The organism is Bradyrhizobium sp. BRP56, assembly GCF_020194035.1.
GTDB classification, from domain to species: Bacteria; Pseudomonadota; Alphaproteobacteria; order Rhizobiales; family Xanthobacteraceae; genus Bradyrhizobium; species Bradyrhizobium australafricanum.
On the sequence record NZ_JADYVV010000007.1, the window covers coordinates 1 to 17,921 of the forward strand.

The 17,921-nt window shown below is 64.3% G+C and carries 14 protein-coding genes, 1 tRNA gene and 1 pseudogene; 4 read left to right on the forward strand and 12 right to left on the reverse strand.

Annotation, left to right across the window (positions count from 1 at the left end; genetic code table 11):
• Positions 1-185, forward strand: a pseudogene (locus I6F38_RS07025) (integrase core domain-containing protein); the annotation flags it as partial.
• A 135-nt stretch (positions 186-320) separates the two neighbouring features.
• Here the strand turns inward: I6F38_RS07025 and I6F38_RS07030 are convergent.
• The gene (locus I6F38_RS07030) at positions 321-596 is read right to left on the reverse strand and encodes a metal-sensitive transcriptional regulator (protein ID WP_018269815.1); all 276 of its coding nucleotides are present in this window, start codon (positions 594-596) and stop codon (positions 321-323) included.
• Between the two features lie 65 nt (positions 597-661).
• Between I6F38_RS07030 and I6F38_RS07035 the strand changes: the two genes are divergently transcribed.
• On the forward strand, positions 662-3,055 hold the full coding sequence (locus I6F38_RS07035) for a heavy metal translocating P-type ATPase (protein WP_225159642.1): 2,394 nt from the start codon (positions 662-664) through the stop codon (positions 3,053-3,055).
• Positions 3,056-3,160: 105 nt separating this feature from the next.
• Here I6F38_RS07035 and I6F38_RS07040 read toward each other — a convergent pair whose 3' ends face one another.
• The 3 genes from I6F38_RS07040 to trxB all read right to left on the reverse strand — a co-directional run bounded on the left by I6F38_RS07040 (position 3,161) and on the right by trxB (position 6,493).
• The gene (locus tag I6F38_RS07040; protein ID WP_225159643.1) at positions 3,161-4,075 is read right to left on the reverse strand and encodes a 4-hydroxy-tetrahydrodipicolinate synthase; all 915 of its coding nucleotides are present in this window, start codon (positions 4,073-4,075) and stop codon (positions 3,161-3,163) included.
• A gap of 529 nt (positions 4,076-4,604) precedes the next feature.
• A complete protein-coding gene (locus I6F38_RS07045; RefSeq protein ID WP_026192264.1) occupies positions 4,605-5,525 on the reverse strand; it encodes a LysR family transcriptional regulator in 921 nt (306 codons plus the stop codon).
• Between the two features lie 2 nt (positions 5,526-5,527).
• On the reverse strand, positions 5,528-6,493 hold the full coding sequence (gene trxB, locus I6F38_RS07050) for a thioredoxin-disulfide reductase (protein ID WP_225159644.1): 966 nt from the start codon (positions 6,491-6,493) through the stop codon (positions 5,528-5,530).
• Between the two features lie 283 nt (positions 6,494-6,776).
• Here trxB and I6F38_RS07055 point away from each other — a divergent pair, with 283 nt between their 5' ends.
• Positions 6,777-7,256, forward strand: coding sequence for an Lrp/AsnC family transcriptional regulator (locus I6F38_RS07055; protein ID WP_016845095.1), 480 nt, complete (start codon positions 6,777-6,779; stop codon positions 7,254-7,256).
• 84 nt (positions 7,257-7,340) lie between these two features.
• Here the strand turns inward: I6F38_RS07055 and I6F38_RS07060 are convergent, their stop codons facing one another.
• The 5 genes from I6F38_RS07060 to I6F38_RS07080 all read right to left on the reverse strand — a co-directional run bounded on the left by I6F38_RS07060 (position 7,341) and on the right by I6F38_RS07080 (position 13,389).
• Positions 7,341-7,736 (reverse strand): DoxX family protein, encoded by a 396-nt coding sequence (locus I6F38_RS07060; protein ID WP_057017035.1) that lies wholly within the window; start codon positions 7,734-7,736, stop codon positions 7,341-7,343.
• 353 nt (positions 7,737-8,089) lie between these two features.
• On the reverse strand, positions 8,090-8,563 hold the full coding sequence (gene greA, locus I6F38_RS07065) for a transcription elongation factor GreA (protein ID WP_018269816.1): 474 nt from the start codon (positions 8,561-8,563) through the stop codon (positions 8,090-8,092).
• Between the two features lie 197 nt (positions 8,564-8,760).
• On the reverse strand, positions 8,761-12,225 hold the full coding sequence (carB, locus tag I6F38_RS07070) for a carbamoyl-phosphate synthase large subunit (protein WP_028333109.1): 3,465 nt from the start codon (positions 12,223-12,225) through the stop codon (positions 8,761-8,763).
• A 321-nt stretch (positions 12,226-12,546) separates the two neighbouring features.
• Positions 12,547-12,622 (reverse strand) — tRNA-OTHER (locus tag I6F38_RS07075).
• A gap of 77 nt (positions 12,623-12,699) precedes the next feature.
• On the reverse strand, positions 12,700-13,389 hold the full coding sequence (locus I6F38_RS07080; RefSeq protein ID WP_057017034.1) for a class I SAM-dependent methyltransferase: 690 nt from the start codon (positions 13,387-13,389) through the stop codon (positions 12,700-12,702).
• A 123-nt stretch (positions 13,390-13,512) separates the two neighbouring features.
• Here I6F38_RS07080 and I6F38_RS07085 point away from each other — a divergent pair, with 123 nt between their 5' ends.
• The gene (locus I6F38_RS07085; protein ID WP_057017033.1) at positions 13,513-14,040 is read left to right on the forward strand and encodes a DNA starvation/stationary phase protection protein; all 528 of its coding nucleotides are present in this window, start codon (positions 13,513-13,515) and stop codon (positions 14,038-14,040) included.
• A 106-nt stretch (positions 14,041-14,146) separates the two neighbouring features.
• Here I6F38_RS07085 and I6F38_RS07090 read toward each other — a convergent pair whose 3' ends face one another.
• The 3 genes from I6F38_RS07090 to I6F38_RS07100 all read right to left on the reverse strand — a co-directional run bounded on the left by I6F38_RS07090 (position 14,147) and on the right by I6F38_RS07100 (position 17,814).
• The gene (locus I6F38_RS07090) at positions 14,147-15,610 is read right to left on the reverse strand and encodes a DUF1254 domain-containing protein (protein WP_225159646.1); all 1,464 of its coding nucleotides are present in this window, start codon (positions 15,608-15,610) and stop codon (positions 14,147-14,149) included.
• A gap of 515 nt (positions 15,611-16,125) precedes the next feature.
• Entirely contained in the window at positions 16,126-16,647 is a 522-nt protein-coding gene (locus I6F38_RS07095; RefSeq protein WP_225159650.1) for a cupin domain-containing protein, read from the reverse strand.
• A gap of 66 nt (positions 16,648-16,713) precedes the next feature.
• Complete coding sequence (locus I6F38_RS07100; protein ID WP_225159652.1) at positions 16,714-17,814, reverse strand: mandelate racemase/muconate lactonizing enzyme family protein; 1,101 nt, start codon at positions 17,812-17,814, stop codon at positions 16,714-16,716.
• Positions 17,815-17,921: the final 107 nt, after the last annotated feature.

Here is a 17,921-nt window from a genome sequence, read left to right on the forward strand (position 1 = left end):
ACCCCTTTGATCGGCTCTGCAAGCAGCGCGGCATCCAGCATCGCCTGACCAAGCCTTACCACCCGCAGACCAACGGCCTCGTCGAACGCTTCAACCGGCGTATCGCCGAAGCCATTGGCCGCGAACACAAGCGCGGCAGCGCCCGGCGGACCTTCATCGACCATGCCGATCGCGACGCCTTCATCGCCAGGTTCGTCCACGACTACAACCGGACTCGCCTCAAATGCCTCGGCTACCAGGCCCCGATCCAGGCCGTTGCTAAACTCACGGGACTGAACACTTTCGCAGGGACGACATCGAGTATGAGGGTGGCGCTTAGATCACCGATCCGCGCGCCCGATCACGTCCATCAGCTCGGCGATCTTGCGCCGCTGGTCGGCCTTGTCGCCGGACGAGATCGCATGCTCGACGCAATGCGCCACATGATCGCGCAGCACCTCTTCCTCGACGCGGCGCAGCGCCGCGCGCGCGGCCGCGATCTGCGTCACCACGTCGATGCAATAGCGGTCGTCCTCGACCATGGCGGCCAATCCGCGGATCTGACCTTCGATCCGTTTGAGCCGTTTTAAGCAGGATGTCTTGACCTCGTCTCTCATAGGTCTCATATACCCCCCTAGGGTATCTAAATCAAGAGGTCGGATTACCGGCCGGGAAGAGTTTCGTGGCACACGCAAAGCACGACCATTCGCACGCGGATCATCACCTCAATGGCGCGGCCGCGCATTCCTGCTGCGGCGGCAAGCATGATCACGACACGCCGCCGGCCGAGGCGGCGTTCGCGATCGATCCGGTCTGCGGCATGAAGGTCGACCCGGCGACTGCCAAGCATCGCTTCAGCTACCAGGGCGAGGAGTACCTGTTCTGCAGCGGCCGTTGCCGCGAGCGTTTCGAGGCCGACCCTGAGAAGTATCTCAAGCCGCGTGAACCCGAACCGCCGGCGCCCGCGGGCACCATCTACACCTGCCCGATGCATCCCGAGGTGCGCCAGGTCGGCCCCGGCAGCTGCCCGATCTGCGGCATGGCGCTGGAGCCCGAGCAGGTCTCGCTCGACGACGGTCCCGATCCCGAACTGATCGACATGACGCGGCGGTTCTGGATCGGCCTCGCGCTGACCGTGCCGGTGTTCGTGCTCGAGATGGGCAGCCATCTCGGACTGATGCAGCTGGTGCCGCAGCACTGGTCGAACTGGGTCTCACTCGTGCTGGCGACGCCGGTCGTGCTGTGGGCCGGCGCTCCGTTCTTCGTGCGCGGCTGGCAGTCGCTCGTCACCCGCAATCTCAACATGTTTACGCTGATCGCGATGGGCACCGGCGTCGCCTATATCTACAGCGTGGTCGCGACGCTGGCGCCGCAGCTGTTTCCGCCCGCGTTCCGCGACATGCATGGCGCGGTCGCGGTGTATTTCGAGGCGGCGGCGGTGATCACGGTGCTGGTGCTGCTCGGCCAGGTGCTGGAATTGCGCGCGCGCGCGCAGACCTCGGGCGCGATCCGCGCGCTGCTCGGCCTCGCGCCGAAGACCGCGCGGCGCATCACCGAACATGGCGACGAGGACATCGACATCGATGCGATCAAGGTCGGCGACCGCCTGCGCGTGCGGCCGGGCGAGAAGGTGCCGGTCGACGGCGTCGTCGTCGAGGGCAGTGCGGTCATTGACGAGTCCATGGTCACAGGCGAGTCGATGCCGGTCACGAAGGCCGAAGGCCAGAACGTGATCGGCGGCACCGTCAACCAGAGCGGCGGCCTCGTGATGCGCGCCGAGAAGATCGGCCGCGACACCATGCTGTCGCGGATCGTCGACATGGTGGCGAAGGCGCAGCGCTCACGCGCGCCGATCCAGCGGCTGGCCGATCGCGTCGCCGGCTGGTTCGTGCCGGCGGTGATCGCCGCTGCGGTGCTCGCCTTCATCGCCTGGACGGTGTTCGGCCCCGAGCCGCGCCTGACCTTCGCGCTGGTCGCCGCCGTCACGGTGCTGATCATCGCCTGCCCCTGCGCGCTGGGATTGGCGACGCCGATGTCGATCATGGTCGGCGTCGGCCGCGGCGCGCATTCCGGCATCCTGATCCGCGACGCGCAGGCGCTGGAGCGGATGGAGGCGATCGATACGCTGGTCATCGACAAGACCGGAACGCTCACCGAGGGCAAGCCGAAGGTCGTGCGCGTCATTGCCGCCGAAGGATTCGACGAGAGCGATCTGCTGCGCGTTGCCGCCAGTGTCGAGCAGGGCAGCGAGCACCCGCTGGCGCAGGCGATTATCGCTGCTGCCAGGGAGCGCAAGCTTGCATCCGCAGCCGTCAGCAATTTCGCCTCGCCTTCCGGCAAGGGCGCGACCGGCACGGTCGAGGGCAGGCAGGTTGCGCTCGGCAACGCGGTGCTGATGGCCGAGCTGAAGATCGCGACGACAGCGCTCGACGAGGCGGCCGAGGCCGCGCGGCGCGACGGCGCGACGGCGATCTATGTCGCGGTCGACGGCCGCATCGCCGGAGTGATCGCAATTGCCGATCCGGTCAAGCCGTCCGCGACCAGCGCGCTGCAGGCACTGCGTGCCGAGGGCCTGCGCATCGTGATGCTGACCGGCGACAACGAGACAACCGCGCGGGCGGTGGCAAAGACGCTCGGCATCGACGACGTCGAGGCCGGCGTTCTGCCGGAGCGCAAGAGCGAGGTCGTGCAGCGGCTGCGCGGCGAGGGCCGCACCGTCGCGATGGCCGGCGACGGCGTCAATGACGCACCGGCGCTCGCCGCCGCCGATGTCGGCATCGCGATGGGCGGCGGCACCGACGTCGCGATCGAGAGCGCCGGCGTCACGCTGCTCACGGGCGACCTGATGGGCCTCGTGCGCGCGCGGCGGCTGTCGGTCGCGACGATGCGCAACATCCGCCAGAACCTGGCGTTCGCCTTCGTCTACAACGCCGCCGGCGTGCCGATCGCAGCCGGCGTGCTGTATCCGCTGTTCGGCATCCTGCTGTCGCCGATGGTCGGCGCCGCCGCGATGGCGCTGTCTTCGGTCAGCGTGATCGGCAATGCGCTGCGGTTGGCGAGGACGAGGCTGGATTGAGCCAGCAAGATCGGTAGCCCGGATGAAGCGCAGCGTAATCCGGGGCCGGTCTCGCCACGTGGAGATGCCCCCGGATTTCGCTGCGCTGCATCCGGGCTACAAGACTTAGGCTGGCAGCAGCAGCTGCGCGCGGCGCTCCATCTCGGCGTCGAGCCAGGTTGCGAGATCCTCGCTGACCGCGACCATCGGCAGCCGCACCTCGGGGCTGTCGATCAGCCCCTGCCGCCACAGCCAGTGCTTGGCCGGCGCGGGGCTCGGTTCGGCGAACAGCAGCCTCGTCAGGCCGACGACGCTCTGCCAGGCGGCCAGCGCCGCATCGCGCTGGCCCTGCTGCAGCAGCGTGCGGATCGCAGCGAAGGTGTCTGTTTCCAGATGTGCGGACAGCAGGATCGCGCCGTCGGCGCCGTCCGAGAGCGCATCGAAGGTTTGCGCGTCCTCGCCGGTCAGCACGCGAAAGCCGGCCGGCCGGCGGTTGAGGAAGTCGATCGACTGCGCGCGGTCGGCGCAGCAATCCTTCATGCCGGCGATGTTCGGATGGTCCGCGAGCGCCAGCAGCGTCTCGTTGGTCAGGTTCACCGCCGTGCGATAGGGGATGTTGTAAAGCACGATCGGCCACGACGCGTGATCGGCGAGCGCGTTGAAGTGCTGCGCGAGCCCGCGTTGCGAGGGCCTGATGTAATAGGGGCTGGCGATCAGATAGCCGTTGATCGGCCAGTCGGCCGTATCATCCAGCGCTTCCTTCATCCGGGCGGTCGAGGCGCCGGAGAGCCCGAGACAGACCGGCAAATGGCGGGAGCTGGCACTGAGCTCGTCGAGCACGACGCTCACCAGCCCCTCCAGTTCGTCCACGCTGAGCGCCATGCCCTCGCCGGAGGTTGCGCCGAGAATGAACCCGTCGACGGGGCCATTGGCGTAGTGCCGTACGAGACGCCGCAGCGACGTGACGTCGAGCTCGCCGTTACGGAATGGCGTGATCAAAGGCAGCCAGAGGCCCTGCAATTGCTGATGTAGATCGGTCATGTTCCATCTCCTTAAGAAGGCAAGCCGGAGACGGGACCAACAAAAAACCCCGTCCAGGCGGCGGGGTTTCGGGATCGGTCTGAATGCGAAGGTGATCTTATCGCGCGCGATCTCGTGTCCCCGGGAGGGGAGCTTTTTTCGACGACAGAACGGCGCACGAAGTCGTGATCATGGGATAATGATGCTGCGCTGCGAGGTTGTTGTCAATGCACATGCTGACCGGCGCGTGCGGCGCGTTTTGCGCATGACGTGGAGGTGAAGAGGCACTGCGATGAAAAAAAGCCGGGCTCGAGTGAGCCCGGCTTAAGGTATTGGCCACGTGAGGCCGACACAATCACCTTCCAAGAGGGATTACTGAACTTCCGCGCCACTGGAGGAGGGGGACATATGCGCGACGCGAACGCTCAGCGTGTAAGCACTATGATCCCCATCGACGGCTTGCAGCAACTATCCAGGTCGCATGTCAGTCATGCGGAGACTGGGGGCAGCACGGATATCCCTATAAACCAGCCCTATAAGGGCGGCTTAATCACGATGGCCAGCGCTGCGCCTTGCTGACCACGAAGTCGCGGAACACCTGCACCCGGGCCACCGTCTTCAGCTCTTCCGGATAGACGAAGTAGGTGTCGAGCGCGATCGAGTCGGACTCGCCGAACAGCTGCACGAGGTTGTTCTGTTCGACCAGATAGTCCGGCAGCGCGGCGATGCCGAGGCCCTGCTGGCAGGCGCGCACGAGACCGAGGATGTTGTTGACCTTGAAGTAGGGCTCGCGCGGACCGGAGCCGTTGCGGCCGGCATCGATCAGCCAGCTGCGGTTCTGCAGATGCGCCGGCACCTGCGAGTCGCCGAGCATGATGATGCGGTGCGAGTCGAGATCATCGAGCGTGCGCGGCGTGCCGAAGCGCTTGATGTATTCCGGCGAGCAGTAGGCATGGAAGCCGATCGAGAACAGCTTGCGCTGGATCAGGTCCGGCTGGGTCGGCTTGCGGGTGCGGATCGCGACGTCGGCCTCGCGCATCGAGAGGTCGAGATCCTCGTCGGTGACGATCAGCGAAATCCGGATGTCGGGATAGAGCGCGGTGAACTCGTCGAGCCGCGGGATCAGCCAGTTGATGCCGAGCGCCGGCGGCGTCGTGATCTTGAGGTCGCCGCTCGGCCGCTCGCGGCTGTCGGTGAGCTTTGCGCGGGCCGCCTGCAGCTGCATGAACACGTCATGCGCGGTGCGGAACAGGAGGTCGCCCTGTTCGGTGAGGATCAAGCCGCGGGCGTGGCGGTGAAACAGCGACACCGAGAGCTCCTGCTCCAGCGCGCTGACCTGGCGGGAGACCGCCGATTGCGACAGGCCAAGCTGTTCGCCGGCATGCGTGAAGCTGCCCGCCTCCGCCGCTGCGTGAAAGACCTTCAGCTTGTCCCAATCCATATCCGTAAATCCGTCGCGAGATCGTGCCATGATTATTCCGCCGCTGCGCGATCGCTCGCGCGAAGAGCCAGGAAGCGTTCCGCCTCGAGCGCAGCCATGCAGCCGAGGCCGGCGGCGGTGACCGCCTGCCGGAAGGTTTCATCCGCCACGTCGCCCGCGGCGAACAGGCCGGGCATCGAGGTCGCGGTGGAGTTCGGCGCAACCTCGACATAGCCCGACGGCTTCAGCTTGATCTGGCCTTTGACGAGCTCCGTCGCCGGCGCATGGCCGATCGCGATGAAGACGCCGTCGGTTTTGAGGTTCGTGTGCGCGCCGGTCTTGACGTTCTTCAGCCGCACATGGGTGACCTTGTTCGGGTTCTCCGATCCGCAGATCTCGTCGATCGCCGAATCCCACACCACCTTGATCTTGGGATGCTTGAACAGCCGTTCCTGCAGGATGCGCTCGGCGCGGAAATGACCGCGGCGATGCACGATGGTGACCTGGGAGGCGTGATTGGTCAGGTACAGCGCTTCCTCGACCGCGGTGTTGCCGCCGCCGACCACCACGACGTCCTTGCCGCGGTAGAAGAAGCCGTCGCAGGTCGCGCATGCCGACACGCCGCCGCCCTGGAACTTCTCTTCCGAGGGCAGGCCGAGCCAGCGCGCCTGAGCGCCGGTGGCCAGGATCACGGTCTCGGCAAGATAGACGTCGCCGGAATCGCAGGTCAGGCGAAACGGGCGCTGGCCGAGTTCCAGCTTGTTGACGTGATCGGTAACGATCTTGGTGCCGACATGGGCCGCCTGCTTCTCCATCTGCTCCATCAGCCAGGGGCCCTGGATCACATCGGCGAAGCCGGGATAGTTCTCGACGTCGGTGGTGATGGTGAGCTGTCCGCCCGGCTGGATGCCCTGGATCAGCACCGGCTCGAGCATCGCGCGTGCCGCGTAGATCGCTGCGGTGTAGCCGGCGGGGCCGGACCCGATGATGACGACCTTGGCGTGGACAGGCGCGGGCATTAGCTGATCCCTCTCTTCTGGGGACTTTGACGGGGACTTGTGTGGGAAGCACCCCGGAAGCAGGTCACGGCGGTGCTGAAAGTGTCAAATCCAAGTCTAAGATATCTGGGAAGCTATGCAAGATTTGCAATCCATGGCAGCGATTTTTCCCCGGAACTGAAGTCACATTCGCGAAATCGTGCGCTGCACGCGCAATAAAATTGCGCAGTGCCAGCGGGCTGCGCTATGAGAGTTGCCGGCGGATCCGCCAAGCCTTCCAAAACCCCTAGGGAACTGTAGTCGCGTGTCGAAGAACCTTGACGAGATCGACCTCAAAATCCTCGCCGAGATCCAGGCCGATGGCCGAATCACCAATGTGGAACTGGCCAAACGCGTCGGTATCTCGCCGCCGCCCTGCCTGCGCAGGGTCAGGGCGCTGGAGGAGGAAGGCTACATCCAGGGATACCGCGGCCTGCTCGATCCGCGCCGCCTCGGCTACGACGTCACGGTGTTCGCCTCGGTGCATCTGTCGAGCCAGGCCGACGCCGATCTCCGCGCCTTCGAGAATTTCGTGCGCGCCGAGCCGCTGGTGCGGGAATGCTGGATGCTGTCGGGCGAAGTCGACTTCATCCTCAAATGCGTCGCGCCCGACATGGCGACGTTCCAGGATTTCGTCACCCACCTGACGGCGGCGCCGCATGTGCGCAACGTCAGGACGTCACTGGTGCTGCACAATTCGAAATATGAGGCCGCGGTGCCGCTGGGATTGAAGGCGGTCGGCTAGAGCGCCGTGCGCGTCATTCCGGGTCTGGCGCTAACGCGCCATCCCGGAATGACGTCATCAAGGAGTGGGAAGCGCCTAGCGCTGTTACCTCTTCCCCATCGCAGCGTCGACGCTGATCGGACCCGGACCCGAGGTTGCGAGGTAGAGGCAGGCGAAGCAGAACGCGATCGCCAGACTGCCGTTATTGAGCAGCGGGTAGAACCCTTTTGGGAAATGGCCGATGAAGTAAGCGAAGGCCATTTCACCCGCCAGGATGAAGGCCACGATCCGCGAGAAGAGGCCAATCATCAGGAGCCCGCCGAGCACCAATTCGAGTGCGCCGGCCGCGCCGATCAATGAGAACAGTTCGACCTTCTCGAACATTGTCCCGGGTGGGAATTTGAAAATTTTGGCAACGCCGAACTGAAACAGCAGCAGTCCGGTGATGAACCGGAACAGGCTGAGCGCCACCGGCTGGAGCTTGGAGAACATCTGGTCCATTGTCATTTACCCCCTGTTTGACACACTGGAACGTTGCAAGATGCAGAAACACACGGTGTCCGCCACCGGAGTGTGATGTCAACACCTTGCGCCTGGAATCATTCCTCGCGCGATGGCAGTTGCGAGAGAACGCGGCAGTGACACGGTGACGCGCAGCGATGCGTGTTGCGACGCGATCGTCAGCCCGAACTCCGTCCCCCGACATGATTATACTGCATAAACATGTCACGGCCTCACTGGCATGGCGTGCAGTGGCTCTCCATTCACATTGCTGTCAGACCGGGGAGAAACGCGGGGCATAAAAAAAGCCGCGTGCGGGACGCGGCTTTTCTGCACCAGTCACGTGAAGGTAACTACCGCCACTCGACCTTGGTGATCTCGTAGGCCTTGGCGCCGCCCGGCGCCATCACCTCGACGGTGGTCCCCTTCTTCTTGCCGATCAGCGCGCGCGCGAGCGGCGAGGTGATGGAGATGCGGCCCTTCTTGGCGTCGGCCTCGACTTCGCCGACGATCTGCCACACCGCCTTCTTCTCGGTGTCCTCATCGATCAGCGTCACGGTCGCGCCGAACTTGATGGTGTCGCCCGACAGTTTCGAAATGTCGATGATGTCGGCGCGCGCGAGCTTGTCCTCGAGCTCGGCGATGCGGCCCTCGTTGTGCGACTGCTCTTCCTTGGCGGCGTGATACTCGGCGTTCTCCGAGAGGTCGCCGTGCGAGCGCGCTTCCGCGATGTGTTCGATGATGCGCGGACGATCCACCGATTGGCGATGCTTCAACTCGTCCGTCAGCGCGGCGTATCCGCCCGCGGTCATCGGAACCTTATCCATCATCTTCGTCCTTCATCGCGCGCGCCCGGCGGCCGTGCACGAATATCCAGTTCAGCTAACGCAGGAATCAGGGCGCCAACGCGCCCGGAAGCCCAGTGATATTCGGCCCCGCTAAGGGCCGTGACAACATCCAATCGCGCGGTGAGTTCCAGCCATTCGGCTAATTGACCGCTTCGGGCCTTCAGCCCGGGCAGCGGTCAGCTTTCGGAAAAGTAACTCTGAAGCGTGCGGACCTCAAGGTCCCCGGCCCGATAGGCCCGGATTCCCCGTGCGGCCGCCACCGCGCCCGAAAGAGTGGTGTAATATGGCACTTTATGCAAGAGGGCAGCCCGCCGCAGCGAGCGGCTGTCGGCCAGCGCCTGCGGACCTTCGGTGGTATTGAAGACCAGCTGGACGTCGCCATTGGTGATGGCGTCGACGATGTGCGGACGGCCTTCGAGCACCTTGTTCACCTTTTCCGTCGGCACGCCGTTGTCGCTGAGGTAACGCTGCGTGCCCGAGGTTGCCATCACCTTGAAGCCGAGCGAGTGCAACAGCCGCACCGCATCCGCGATGCGCATCTTGTCGTCGCCGCGCACCGAAACGAACACCGTGCCCTGCCGCGGCACGCGCGTGCCGCCGCCGAGCTGGCTCTTCGCGAACGCGACCTCGAAGGAGCGGTCGATGCCCATCACTTCGCCGGTCGAACGCATCTCCGGTCCGAGCACGGTGTCGACGCCGGGGAAGCGCGCGAACGGGAATACCGATTCCTTCACGCCGACATGGCCGAGCTTCTTCTTCTTCAGCTTGAAGTCGGCGAGCTTTTCGCCGGCCATGATCCGCGCCGCGATCTTGGCGACCGGCGTGCCGATCACCTTGGCGACGAACGGCACGGTGCGGGATGCGCGCGGGTTGACCTCGAGCACGTAGATCTCGCCGTCCTTGATGGCGTATTGCACGTTCATCAGGCCGACCACGTCGAGCCCGAGCGCGAGCTCGCGGGTCTGCCGCTCCAGCTCCTCGATGGTCTTGGCGTCGAGCGAATGCGGCGGCAGCGAGCAGGCGGAGTCGCCGGAATGGATGCCGGCTTCCTCGATGTGCTCCATGATGCCGACGATGAAGGTGTCCTTGCCGTCGCAGAGGCAGTCGACGTCGACTTCGGTCGCGTCGGACAGATAGCGGTCGAACAGCAGCGGGTTCTTGCCGAGCACGGTGTTGATCTGCCCGGTCTTGTCGTTCGGGTAGCGCGCCTTGATGTCGGCGGGCACCAGCTCGGGCAGCGTTCCCAGCAGGTAGTCGTTGAGCTGGTTCTCCTCGCGGATGATCTGCATCGCGCGGCCGCCGAGCACGTAGGATGGACGCACCACCAGCGGCAGGTCGAGATCGGCGGCGACCAGGCGGGCCTGCTCGACCGAATAGGCGATGCCGTTCTTCGGCTGCTTGAGACGCAGCTTGTCGAGCACGCGCTTGAAACGGTCGCGGTCCTCGGCGAGGTCGATCGCGTCGGGCGAGGTGCCGAGGATCGGCACTTCGGCGGCTTCGAGCGCGCGGGCAAGCTTCAGCGGGGTCTGGCCGCCGAACTGCACGATCACGCCGTGCAGCGTGCCGTTCTTGCGCTCGGTCGCGATGATCTCGAGCACGTCCTCGGCGGTCAGCGGCTCGAAATACAGCCGGTCGGCGGTGTCGTAGTCGGTCGATACCGTTTCCGGATTGCAGTTGACCATGATGGTCTCGTAGCCGGCGTCCTCGAGCGCGAAGCAGGCGTGGCAGCAGCAATAGTCGAACTCGATGCCCTGGCCGATGCGGTTCGGCCCGCCGCCGAGGATGATCACCTTCTTGCGGTCCGACGGCGCGCTCTCGTCGGCAAATTCGCCGGCGAACGGCCGCTCATAGGTCGAATACATGTAGGCGGTCGGCGACGCGAACTCCGCCGCGCAGGTGTCGATGCGCTTGAATACCGGGCGCACCCCGAGCGCGTGGCGCTTGGCGGTGACGTCGGCCTCGGTGGTCTCCGTGAGCACGGCGAGCCGCGCGTCCGAGAAGCCCATCGCCTTCAGCATCCGCATCGCGAACGCATTGGTCGGCAGGCCGCTGCTGCGGATCTTGCCTTCCATCTCGACGATGGCGCGCAGCTCCGCGAGGAACCAGGGATCGATCTTGCAGGAATTGAAGATATCCTCGTTGGACCAGCCGAGCCGCATCGCCTGCGCGACCTGCAGCAGGCGGTTCGGCGTCGGCGTGCCGAGCGCCGCGCGGATCGCGTTCTTGTCGTCGCTGCGGCCGAGGCCTTCGATGTCGATCTCGTCGAGGCCGGTCAGCCCGGTCTCGAGCCCGCGCAGGGCCTTCTGCAGGCTCTCCTGGAAAGTGCGGCCGATCGCCATCACCTCGCCGACCGACTTCATCGAGGTGGTCAGCGTGGAGGAGGCGCCGGGGAACTTCTCGAACGCAAAGCGCGGAATCTTGGTGACGACGTAGTCGATCGTCGGCTCGAACGAGGCCGGCGTCGCGCCGCCGGTGATGTCGTTGGCGATCTCGTCGAGCGTGTAGCCGATCGCAAGCTTGGCGGCGACCTTGGCGATTGGGAAGCCCGTGGCCTTCGAAGCCAATGCCGAAGAACGAGAAACTCGCGGATTCATCTCGATCACGACCATGCGGCCGTCGTCCGGATTGATGCCGAACTGCACGTTGGAGCCGCCGGTCTCGACCCCGATCTCGCGCAGCACCGCAATCGATGCGTCGCGCATGATCTGGTATTCCTTGTCGGTGAGCGTCAGCGCCGGCGCCACCGTGATCGAATCGCCGGTGTGCACGCCCATCGGATCGACGTTCTCGATCGAGCAGATGATGATGCAATTGTCCTTCTTGTCGCGCACCACCTCCATCTCGAACTCTTTCCAGCCGAGAACGGATTCCTCGATCAGCACCTCGTTGGTCGGCGAGGCGTCGAGCCCGCGCTCGATGATGTCGAGATATTCTTCCTTGTTGTAGGCGATGCCGCCGCCGGTGCCGCCGAGCGTGAAGGAGGGGCGGATGATCGCGGGCAGGCCGATGTCTGACAGCGCCATCAGCGCTTCGGCCAAGGCCTGCTGCTGGTAGCGCTTGCGCCGCTCGTTCTCGCCGCCTTCCCACTGTCGTTCGAACGCTTCGAGCTCGGGGCCGGACAGCTTGGCCTGATCGGCGAGGTACTTGTCGCGGTCGGACTTCTTCAGCGCCGACGCATTGGCGAGCCGCGACCTCGGCGTCTGCAGCCCGATCTTCTCCATGGCGTCGCGGAACAGCTGGCGGTCTTCGGCCTTGTCGATGGCGTCGGCGGTGGCGCCGATCATCTCGACGTCGAACTTCTCCAGCGTACCCTGCTTGCGCAGCGACAGCGCGCAGTTCAGCGCGGTCTGGCCGCCCATGGTCGGCAGCAGCGCGAAGCCGCCGGGCACGACGTGGCGTTCCTTTTCGATGATCTTGGCGACGATTTCGGGCGTGATCGGCTCGATATAGGTCGCATCCGCCAGCTCCGGGTCGGTCATGATCGTCGCCGGGTTGGAATTGACCAGGACGATCCGATAGCCCTCTTCCTTGAGCGTCTTGCAGGCCTGCGTGCCGGAATAGTCGAACTCGCAGGCTTGGCCGATCACGATGGGACCGGCGCCGATGATCAGGATGGTGGAGATGTCGGTTCTTTTGGGCATCGGCTCTCGCGGACTGGAATTTAGGCACAAAAAAAGGGCGCGCTTCCCGCGCGTCCCTCGAGCCATGCGCTACATGTTGCAGCGCCGGAAGCGCGATCCCTCGCGCGCGGGTGGTCTTTAGACCAGTTTCCGCACCCGCGAAACCCCCAAAAGCGCGCAATCAACCGCGATTCTGGGGGAAAATCCGCATTCGGCGTATGCCCGGTTGGGGGGTGAGGGATTGGGAGGGGCTAACGGCCCGGCTTCGCCCTGCGGGCTACGCCGCGGCAGCCTTCGCTACGAGAAGGCCTGCCGAGCCGAAGCTGCGTCAGCAGCGAAGGCTGGAGGCCCGGCCTGGATTTGAACCAGGATAAACAGTGTTGCACCACTGCCGCGTCGAAGCTTCCGCCACCGGGCCGAGTGGATCATTGCTGATTATTTCAGAGGCCGCCACGTTTACTGGTGGGTAACGTTAATAGCTGGCGCAACCCAGGATCAGTGGTGCGCCACGAACGTCATCCGCCACGGATTGTGCCCGATGTTGCGCGGCGCGCGTCGGGCGCTGAACCCCGCGGCGCCGAGCTTGGCGATCATCTCGTCCTCGCGGTAGCGCTGCAGTCCGATCCGGGTGCGCAGCTGGCGGTAGTCGGACAGCGCGGTTGAAGCCAGCCCGACCAGCGCATCGCGCAGGAAACCGTGGGTCGCCGCAAAGCGCAGCAGGGCCGCGACGTCCCTCGCCATCCCGACTTCGGGCCGCAGGATATCGCCGAGCACGAACCGGCCCGAGGGCTTCAGCAGGCGGTGGATCACGTCGAACGCGGAATCGAGCTCCTGCGGCGTCATGTATTGCGCCACCGAGTTCATCACCACGAGGTCGATCGAGTCCGCGTCCATGTGCTTCAGGTCATCGAGCGAGCGGACACGGATTCGGGTGTCGGGCGCAAAGCGCGCGACCAGACGGCCGCGTACGCCGGGCGCCGGCTCCGCCAGATAGAGCTGGGCGCAGGCATTGGCGACCTTCGCCGCCGACAGCGCCTCGCCGCAGGCATAGTCGAGCACTACGGCATCCGGCGAAGCGATGTAGCCGATGATGTCGTTTGCGATGATCTGGAAATGCAGGTCACGGTGCAGTCGGCTCGCATAGATCGTATGCGTGGAATCGTAATAATCGATCCATTCATCCATCGCGTTTGGTATCCGGCAGAACGGGTTCCTGGCCTCAGGAACGGGTGGGCTGATGATGCGTTAGCGGTCCGGCGGCCAATGTTCAATGCGCCGAAATACGGGTTCCTAACAGGAAGGTCCAACGTGAGCAAAGCCAAGACTGACAAGATCTCGCCCGATCTCGACACGCCGAGCGACCTGCCGCAGGCTGCGGTGGACACGATCTCGGCCTCGCTCAACACGCTTCTGGCCGACGCCTTCGCGCTCTATTTGAAAACCAAGAATTTCCATTGGCACGTCAGCGGCCGGCATTTCCATGATTACCATTTGTTGCTGGACGAGCAGTCGGAGGCGATCTTCGCGACCACCGACCAGCTCGCCGAGCGGGTGCGCAAGCTTGGCGGCGCGACGCTGAAGTCGATCGGCGATATCGCCAAGCATCAGACCATCAAGGACAATGACGACGATTATGTGCCGCCGCGCGAAATGCTGCGCGAGTTGATGGAAGACAACAAGCACATGGCGGCTGCGATGCGCAAGGCGCACAAGCTGGCTGACGACCAGGAGGACTCCGGCACCGCAGGCCTGCTCGAAACCTTCATCGACGAAACCGAGCGCCGCACCTGGTTCTTGTTCGAGGCAAGCCGCCAGGAAGGCAGCAACGCGGCGTAAGCTGCGCGCCCGCACCCGCGAGGCAGCAATCCAGAGCTGCTTTGCTCCGGACTGCTTCGCGAAGCTTGCGGTCTGGCCGCCCGGCTGCGGTCAGTGCGGTTGAAGCCTACTGAGCTGACAGACCCACCGCTGTCTCCAATCGCACGATCGGCGGAGGATTCCACTTTCCGGTCAGCGCCTCCGATTTCGGACCGTAAAGGCGCATGGTCAGGTTGAAGGCGCCCTTCGGCGCCGGGAGCCAGTTGGCTTGTTTGTCCGCGCCCGGACTTTCGTTCTGGAAGTAGAGATCGAGCGAGCCGTCCGGGTTGTATTTGAACGGCATCCAGCTGGAGACAGCGAAGCGGTTCAGCGCGTTACCGACCTGGAATCCTTCCTGGTCGTAGAGCGTGATCGACCAGAAGGCATTGACCGGCGGGGCGGCGCCCTTGTCGAACGTGATCGTATACTTGTTAGCGCCGTCGAGCGGTTTGCCGGTACTGTCGGAGAGATTGAGCGGATAAATGGCGTCCTCCGGCAGGTTGGCGCCAAGCCCGACCTGCGCGACGATAGCACGCTTCAAATAGTAGTTGCCGTAAACGCCCATCGTGTCGGTGTTCATCGACCAGCCATTCACAACGCGCGCCAGCGTCGGCACCTTCCATGCCATCAGCTTCTGCCCGTCCTGCGGCGCCGTCTCCAGCGCCCGTTGCAGCACCGGGTCCACCTTGCTGATTTCGAAGCTCTTGCCGGGCTCGATGCCGATCCTCTTCATCTGCGCGATGATTGGTTCATCGGTGATGTGCGGCGGGTGAAGCTTGAGCAGCTCGGCGGCCTGCGCGAAGTAGACGCCGGCCGACATGGTATCGACCTGCACCTTGGGCGCCGTCTTCATGTCGACGCTGGGATCGATCCTGACCTCGGTCGGCTTCTGAGTCTTGCCGAACTCGGAAAGAGGCGTGACCTTGTAGCCGGCCTGGATCTTGTGGACCGCATCGTAGTCCGGCGGGCCGTCCGTCTTGGTGCGGCCAATGACCCAGACGTAAGGCGTCGGCGCGTCGATGCGCTGGGTATCCTTCGGAAGCTTGAACTCCTCCGCAAACCTGTCGCGCAGATCAGGCCGCCATCCCGGAGCCGTCACCAGAAAGGTCCCCGCTTTGGTGCCCGTGGTGCGCCAGCCGGGCGAGGCGAACACATCCGACCACATGTCCAGCATGGGCAGCAAATAGAAGCGTCCATCGGTATCGGGAACGGAGACGACAACCGGCTCCTTGGTCATGTCCAGCCATGAAACGGAATAGAGCGTATCGAAGTTGGACCGCACCACGCCCTTGAAATTCGCCGGCGGGTATTCGGGGATGTTGACGAAGGTGTTCATCGGGCCCTTGAAGTTCTCTTTGCCGGGCTCGACGTTGGTGAACTGCTTTCGCGTGATGTCCATCGTCAGGAGTGGGTAGAAGTAAATATAGGCGTCCACCGCGATCGCGTGTGCCTCCTGCTCGTTGATTGCCGGCGCCGTCTGGGCCAGCGCTGCAGGCGCGGTAGCCGCGCCAATGCAGAGCGACAATGTCAGCGTCAGAATTCCTCGAAACATGTCGAATTCTCCTCTCCTGATCTCTGTTGCGGTTGCTTGTGGGAAGCGCGGAGCATCTGATGCCGTCAGGTAATGTGTATGACCTCCATTGCTCCTGCAAAAAGAGCAGCAGCGGACGCGGAAGCTCTGTCACTCCCGCAGATGAATCGCGCGCTTTAAGGTGTCATTGGCGGCATAAATCGCCGCAGCGATGCTGACTTAAATCAAGGTTCTTTGAAAAGTGATGCCGGCAGGCTTAACGTTGAAAAGGGCTGCACTACCTCCACGCGTGGCACTCTAGCACGAGCAGGAAGCGGGAGCGAGTAGCGCTCAATATGGCGACAGGCCGAATCGTCAGCGGCCTTCCGTGATCACGGGCATTCTCTGCGCCCGCATAGTTTCGGGAATCCGTTGAGCGCGCAAAAAGAGCCCCACGCATAACGATTGGGCTACGGATAATCAATTTAGGTTGCCTGTATCCCGTCACCTTCCCCAAGGGGGAGAACGAAGCACAGTCCGTTCGACAATCTTGAATCCTAGCGCTTCCACAGCCGCACCAGCGGCCCGTCCTTGCCCATCACCGGATCGGTCGCGGGGATCGCGACCAGCGGGATCGTCTTCAGCGCCCTGGCGTGGTTCTCCGGCGTCGGCCGCTGCAGATCCATCGGGGGGCCCGGCGGATAGGCGCCGACCACGCAGAAATCGTCGCTCGCCGACAGGCATTGATGCCCGGTGCCGGCGGGCAGGATCGCGACGTCGCCGGCCGCGATCTCGAGTGCTTGCCCGCGCTCGCCGCCAAACTGCACGCGCGCGCGACCACGGGCGACGCCCAGCACCTCGTGCACGGTGGCGTGGTAATGCGCGAAGTCGTAGACGCCGTTGCGCCACATCGCGCCCCAGCCATTCTTGCCGAACAGCTGCTCGATGCTGGCCTCGGGATTGCTGCTGACGTCGACGGCGGCCTTGTAGACCAGGAACGGCATCGGGTTGTTCGGCACCAGGCCGTCGTCCCGGAAGACGATGGCCAGGGGCTCGATATCGGCACGGACGACCGACATGGTGGCTCTCCAGCGCTGTGAGGTGGTCTCCAGACCAACAAAGCGTCGGTCCGCAAACCGTTCCAGCTAGATTTTGAACTTCAACACGTCTTCCCTGAACCTGAGCCCGTGCCCGGGCCGCTCCGGCGCGGTGATCATGCCGTTGGCGATCTCGGGCGGGTCGACCCAGAGATCGTCGATCAGCGCCATGTTCTCACACCAGATGCCGTTCGGAATCGAAGCCAAGAGGTGCACATTGAGTTCGGGAAACAGATGCGGCGCGATGGTGATGCCGAACGTGTCCGCAAGCGCCGCGATCTTGCGCAGGTCGGTCATGCCGCCGCGCATCGGGTCGGGTTGCAGGATCGGCAGGCAGGGATTGAGAAAGAACGGCCGCAGATCGTAGCGCGTGAAATGCGTCTCGCCGCCGACGACGCGCATGTCGAGCGCCGCCGCGATCCGCTGGTAACCGGCGAAATCATCGGCCGGCACCGGCTCCTCGAGCCAGTAGATATCGTACTTCTCGAACTTGCGTCCCATCTCGATCGCGACATCGGCGCTCCAGCCCATGTTGACGTCGATCATGATGTCGATGTCGGGCCCGAGCGTCTCGCGCATGCGGCGCACATTGTCGAGGTCCTGCGCCGGCGTGTGGACGTGCGCGACCTGCATCTTGATCGCCTTGTAGCCCTGCTTCACGAAATGCAGCGCCTTCTCGATCATCCCGTCGCCGCCGGCGCCCCGGAAGCAGCCGGAACCATAGATCGGGATTTCCGAGCGATAGTGCCCCCACAGCCGGTGCAGCGGCAGGCCGGCCCGTTTCCCCACCGCGTCCCACAGTGCGATGTCGAGCGCCGACATGGCCATCGCGGCGATGCCGCCGCGGCCATAGGTCGTCGTCGCCGTCCACAGATCGCGCCAGATCGCCTCGATCGCGGTGGCGTCCTTGCCGATGACGCGCGGGATGATGCACTCGTCGAGACAGGCCGCGATCGACTTCATCGCCGGCTTGAATACGAACAGATAGCCCATGCCGGTGACACCGCCGGACGTCTCGACGTCGCAGATCAGAATGTCGCGCGTCGCGCCGAGCGCCGCGCCTTTCAGCCAGGGATCGTCGGCCCAGGGCAGCCGCAGCATCGTCACGCGGATGTCGCGGATGGTCATGTCTGAATGCGCTGAAATCATCGGCGTTCCCTTTCCAGGCCGGATCATGTTTGCCTGATCTCGGACAGGGAAACTCAATCACAGAGCGCAGGCCGCGATCCAGCGCGCTTCGTCATGGCTCCAATGCG

What these genes read in the sequence shown, in the direction of transcription:
- I6F38_RS07030 (WP_018269815.1), bottom strand. Translation starts at nt 596, where the DNA reads ATGAGAGACGAGGTCAAGACATCCTGCTTAAAACGGCTCAAACGGATC.
- I6F38_RS07040 (WP_225159643.1), bottom strand. Translation starts at nt 4,075, where the DNA reads ATGACCGATCTACATCAGCAATTGCAGGGCCTCTGGCTGCCTTTGATC.
- I6F38_RS07045 (WP_026192264.1), bottom strand. Translation starts at nt 5,525, where the DNA reads ATGGCACGATCTCGCGACGGATTTACGGATATGGATTGGGACAAGCTG.
- trxB (WP_225159644.1), bottom strand. Translation starts at nt 6,493, where the DNA reads ATGCCCGCGCCTGTCCACGCCAAGGTCGTCATCATCGGGTCCGGCCCC.
- I6F38_RS07060 (WP_057017035.1), bottom strand. Translation starts at nt 7,736, where the DNA reads ATGGACCAGATGTTCTCCAAGCTCCAGCCGGTGGCGCTCAGCCTGTTC.
- greA (WP_018269816.1), bottom strand. Translation starts at nt 8,563, where the DNA reads ATGGATAAGGTTCCGATGACCGCGGGCGGATACGCCGCGCTGACGGAC.
- carB (WP_028333109.1), bottom strand. Translation starts at nt 12,225, where the DNA reads ATGCCCAAAAGAACCGACATCTCCACCATCCTGATCATCGGCGCCGGT.
- I6F38_RS07080 (WP_057017034.1), bottom strand. Translation starts at nt 13,389, where the DNA reads ATGGATGAATGGATCGATTATTACGATTCCACGCATACGATCTATGCG.
- I6F38_RS07090 (WP_225159646.1), bottom strand. Translation starts at nt 15,610, where the DNA reads ATGTTTCGAGGAATTCTGACGCTGACATTGTCGCTCTGCATTGGCGCG.
- I6F38_RS07095 (WP_225159650.1), bottom strand. Translation starts at nt 16,647, where the DNA reads ATGTCGGTCGTCCGTGCCGATATCGAGCCCCTGGCCATCGTCTTCCGG.
- I6F38_RS07100 (WP_225159652.1), bottom strand. Translation starts at nt 17,814, where the DNA reads ATGATTTCAGCGCATTCAGACATGACCATCCGCGACATCCGCGTGACG.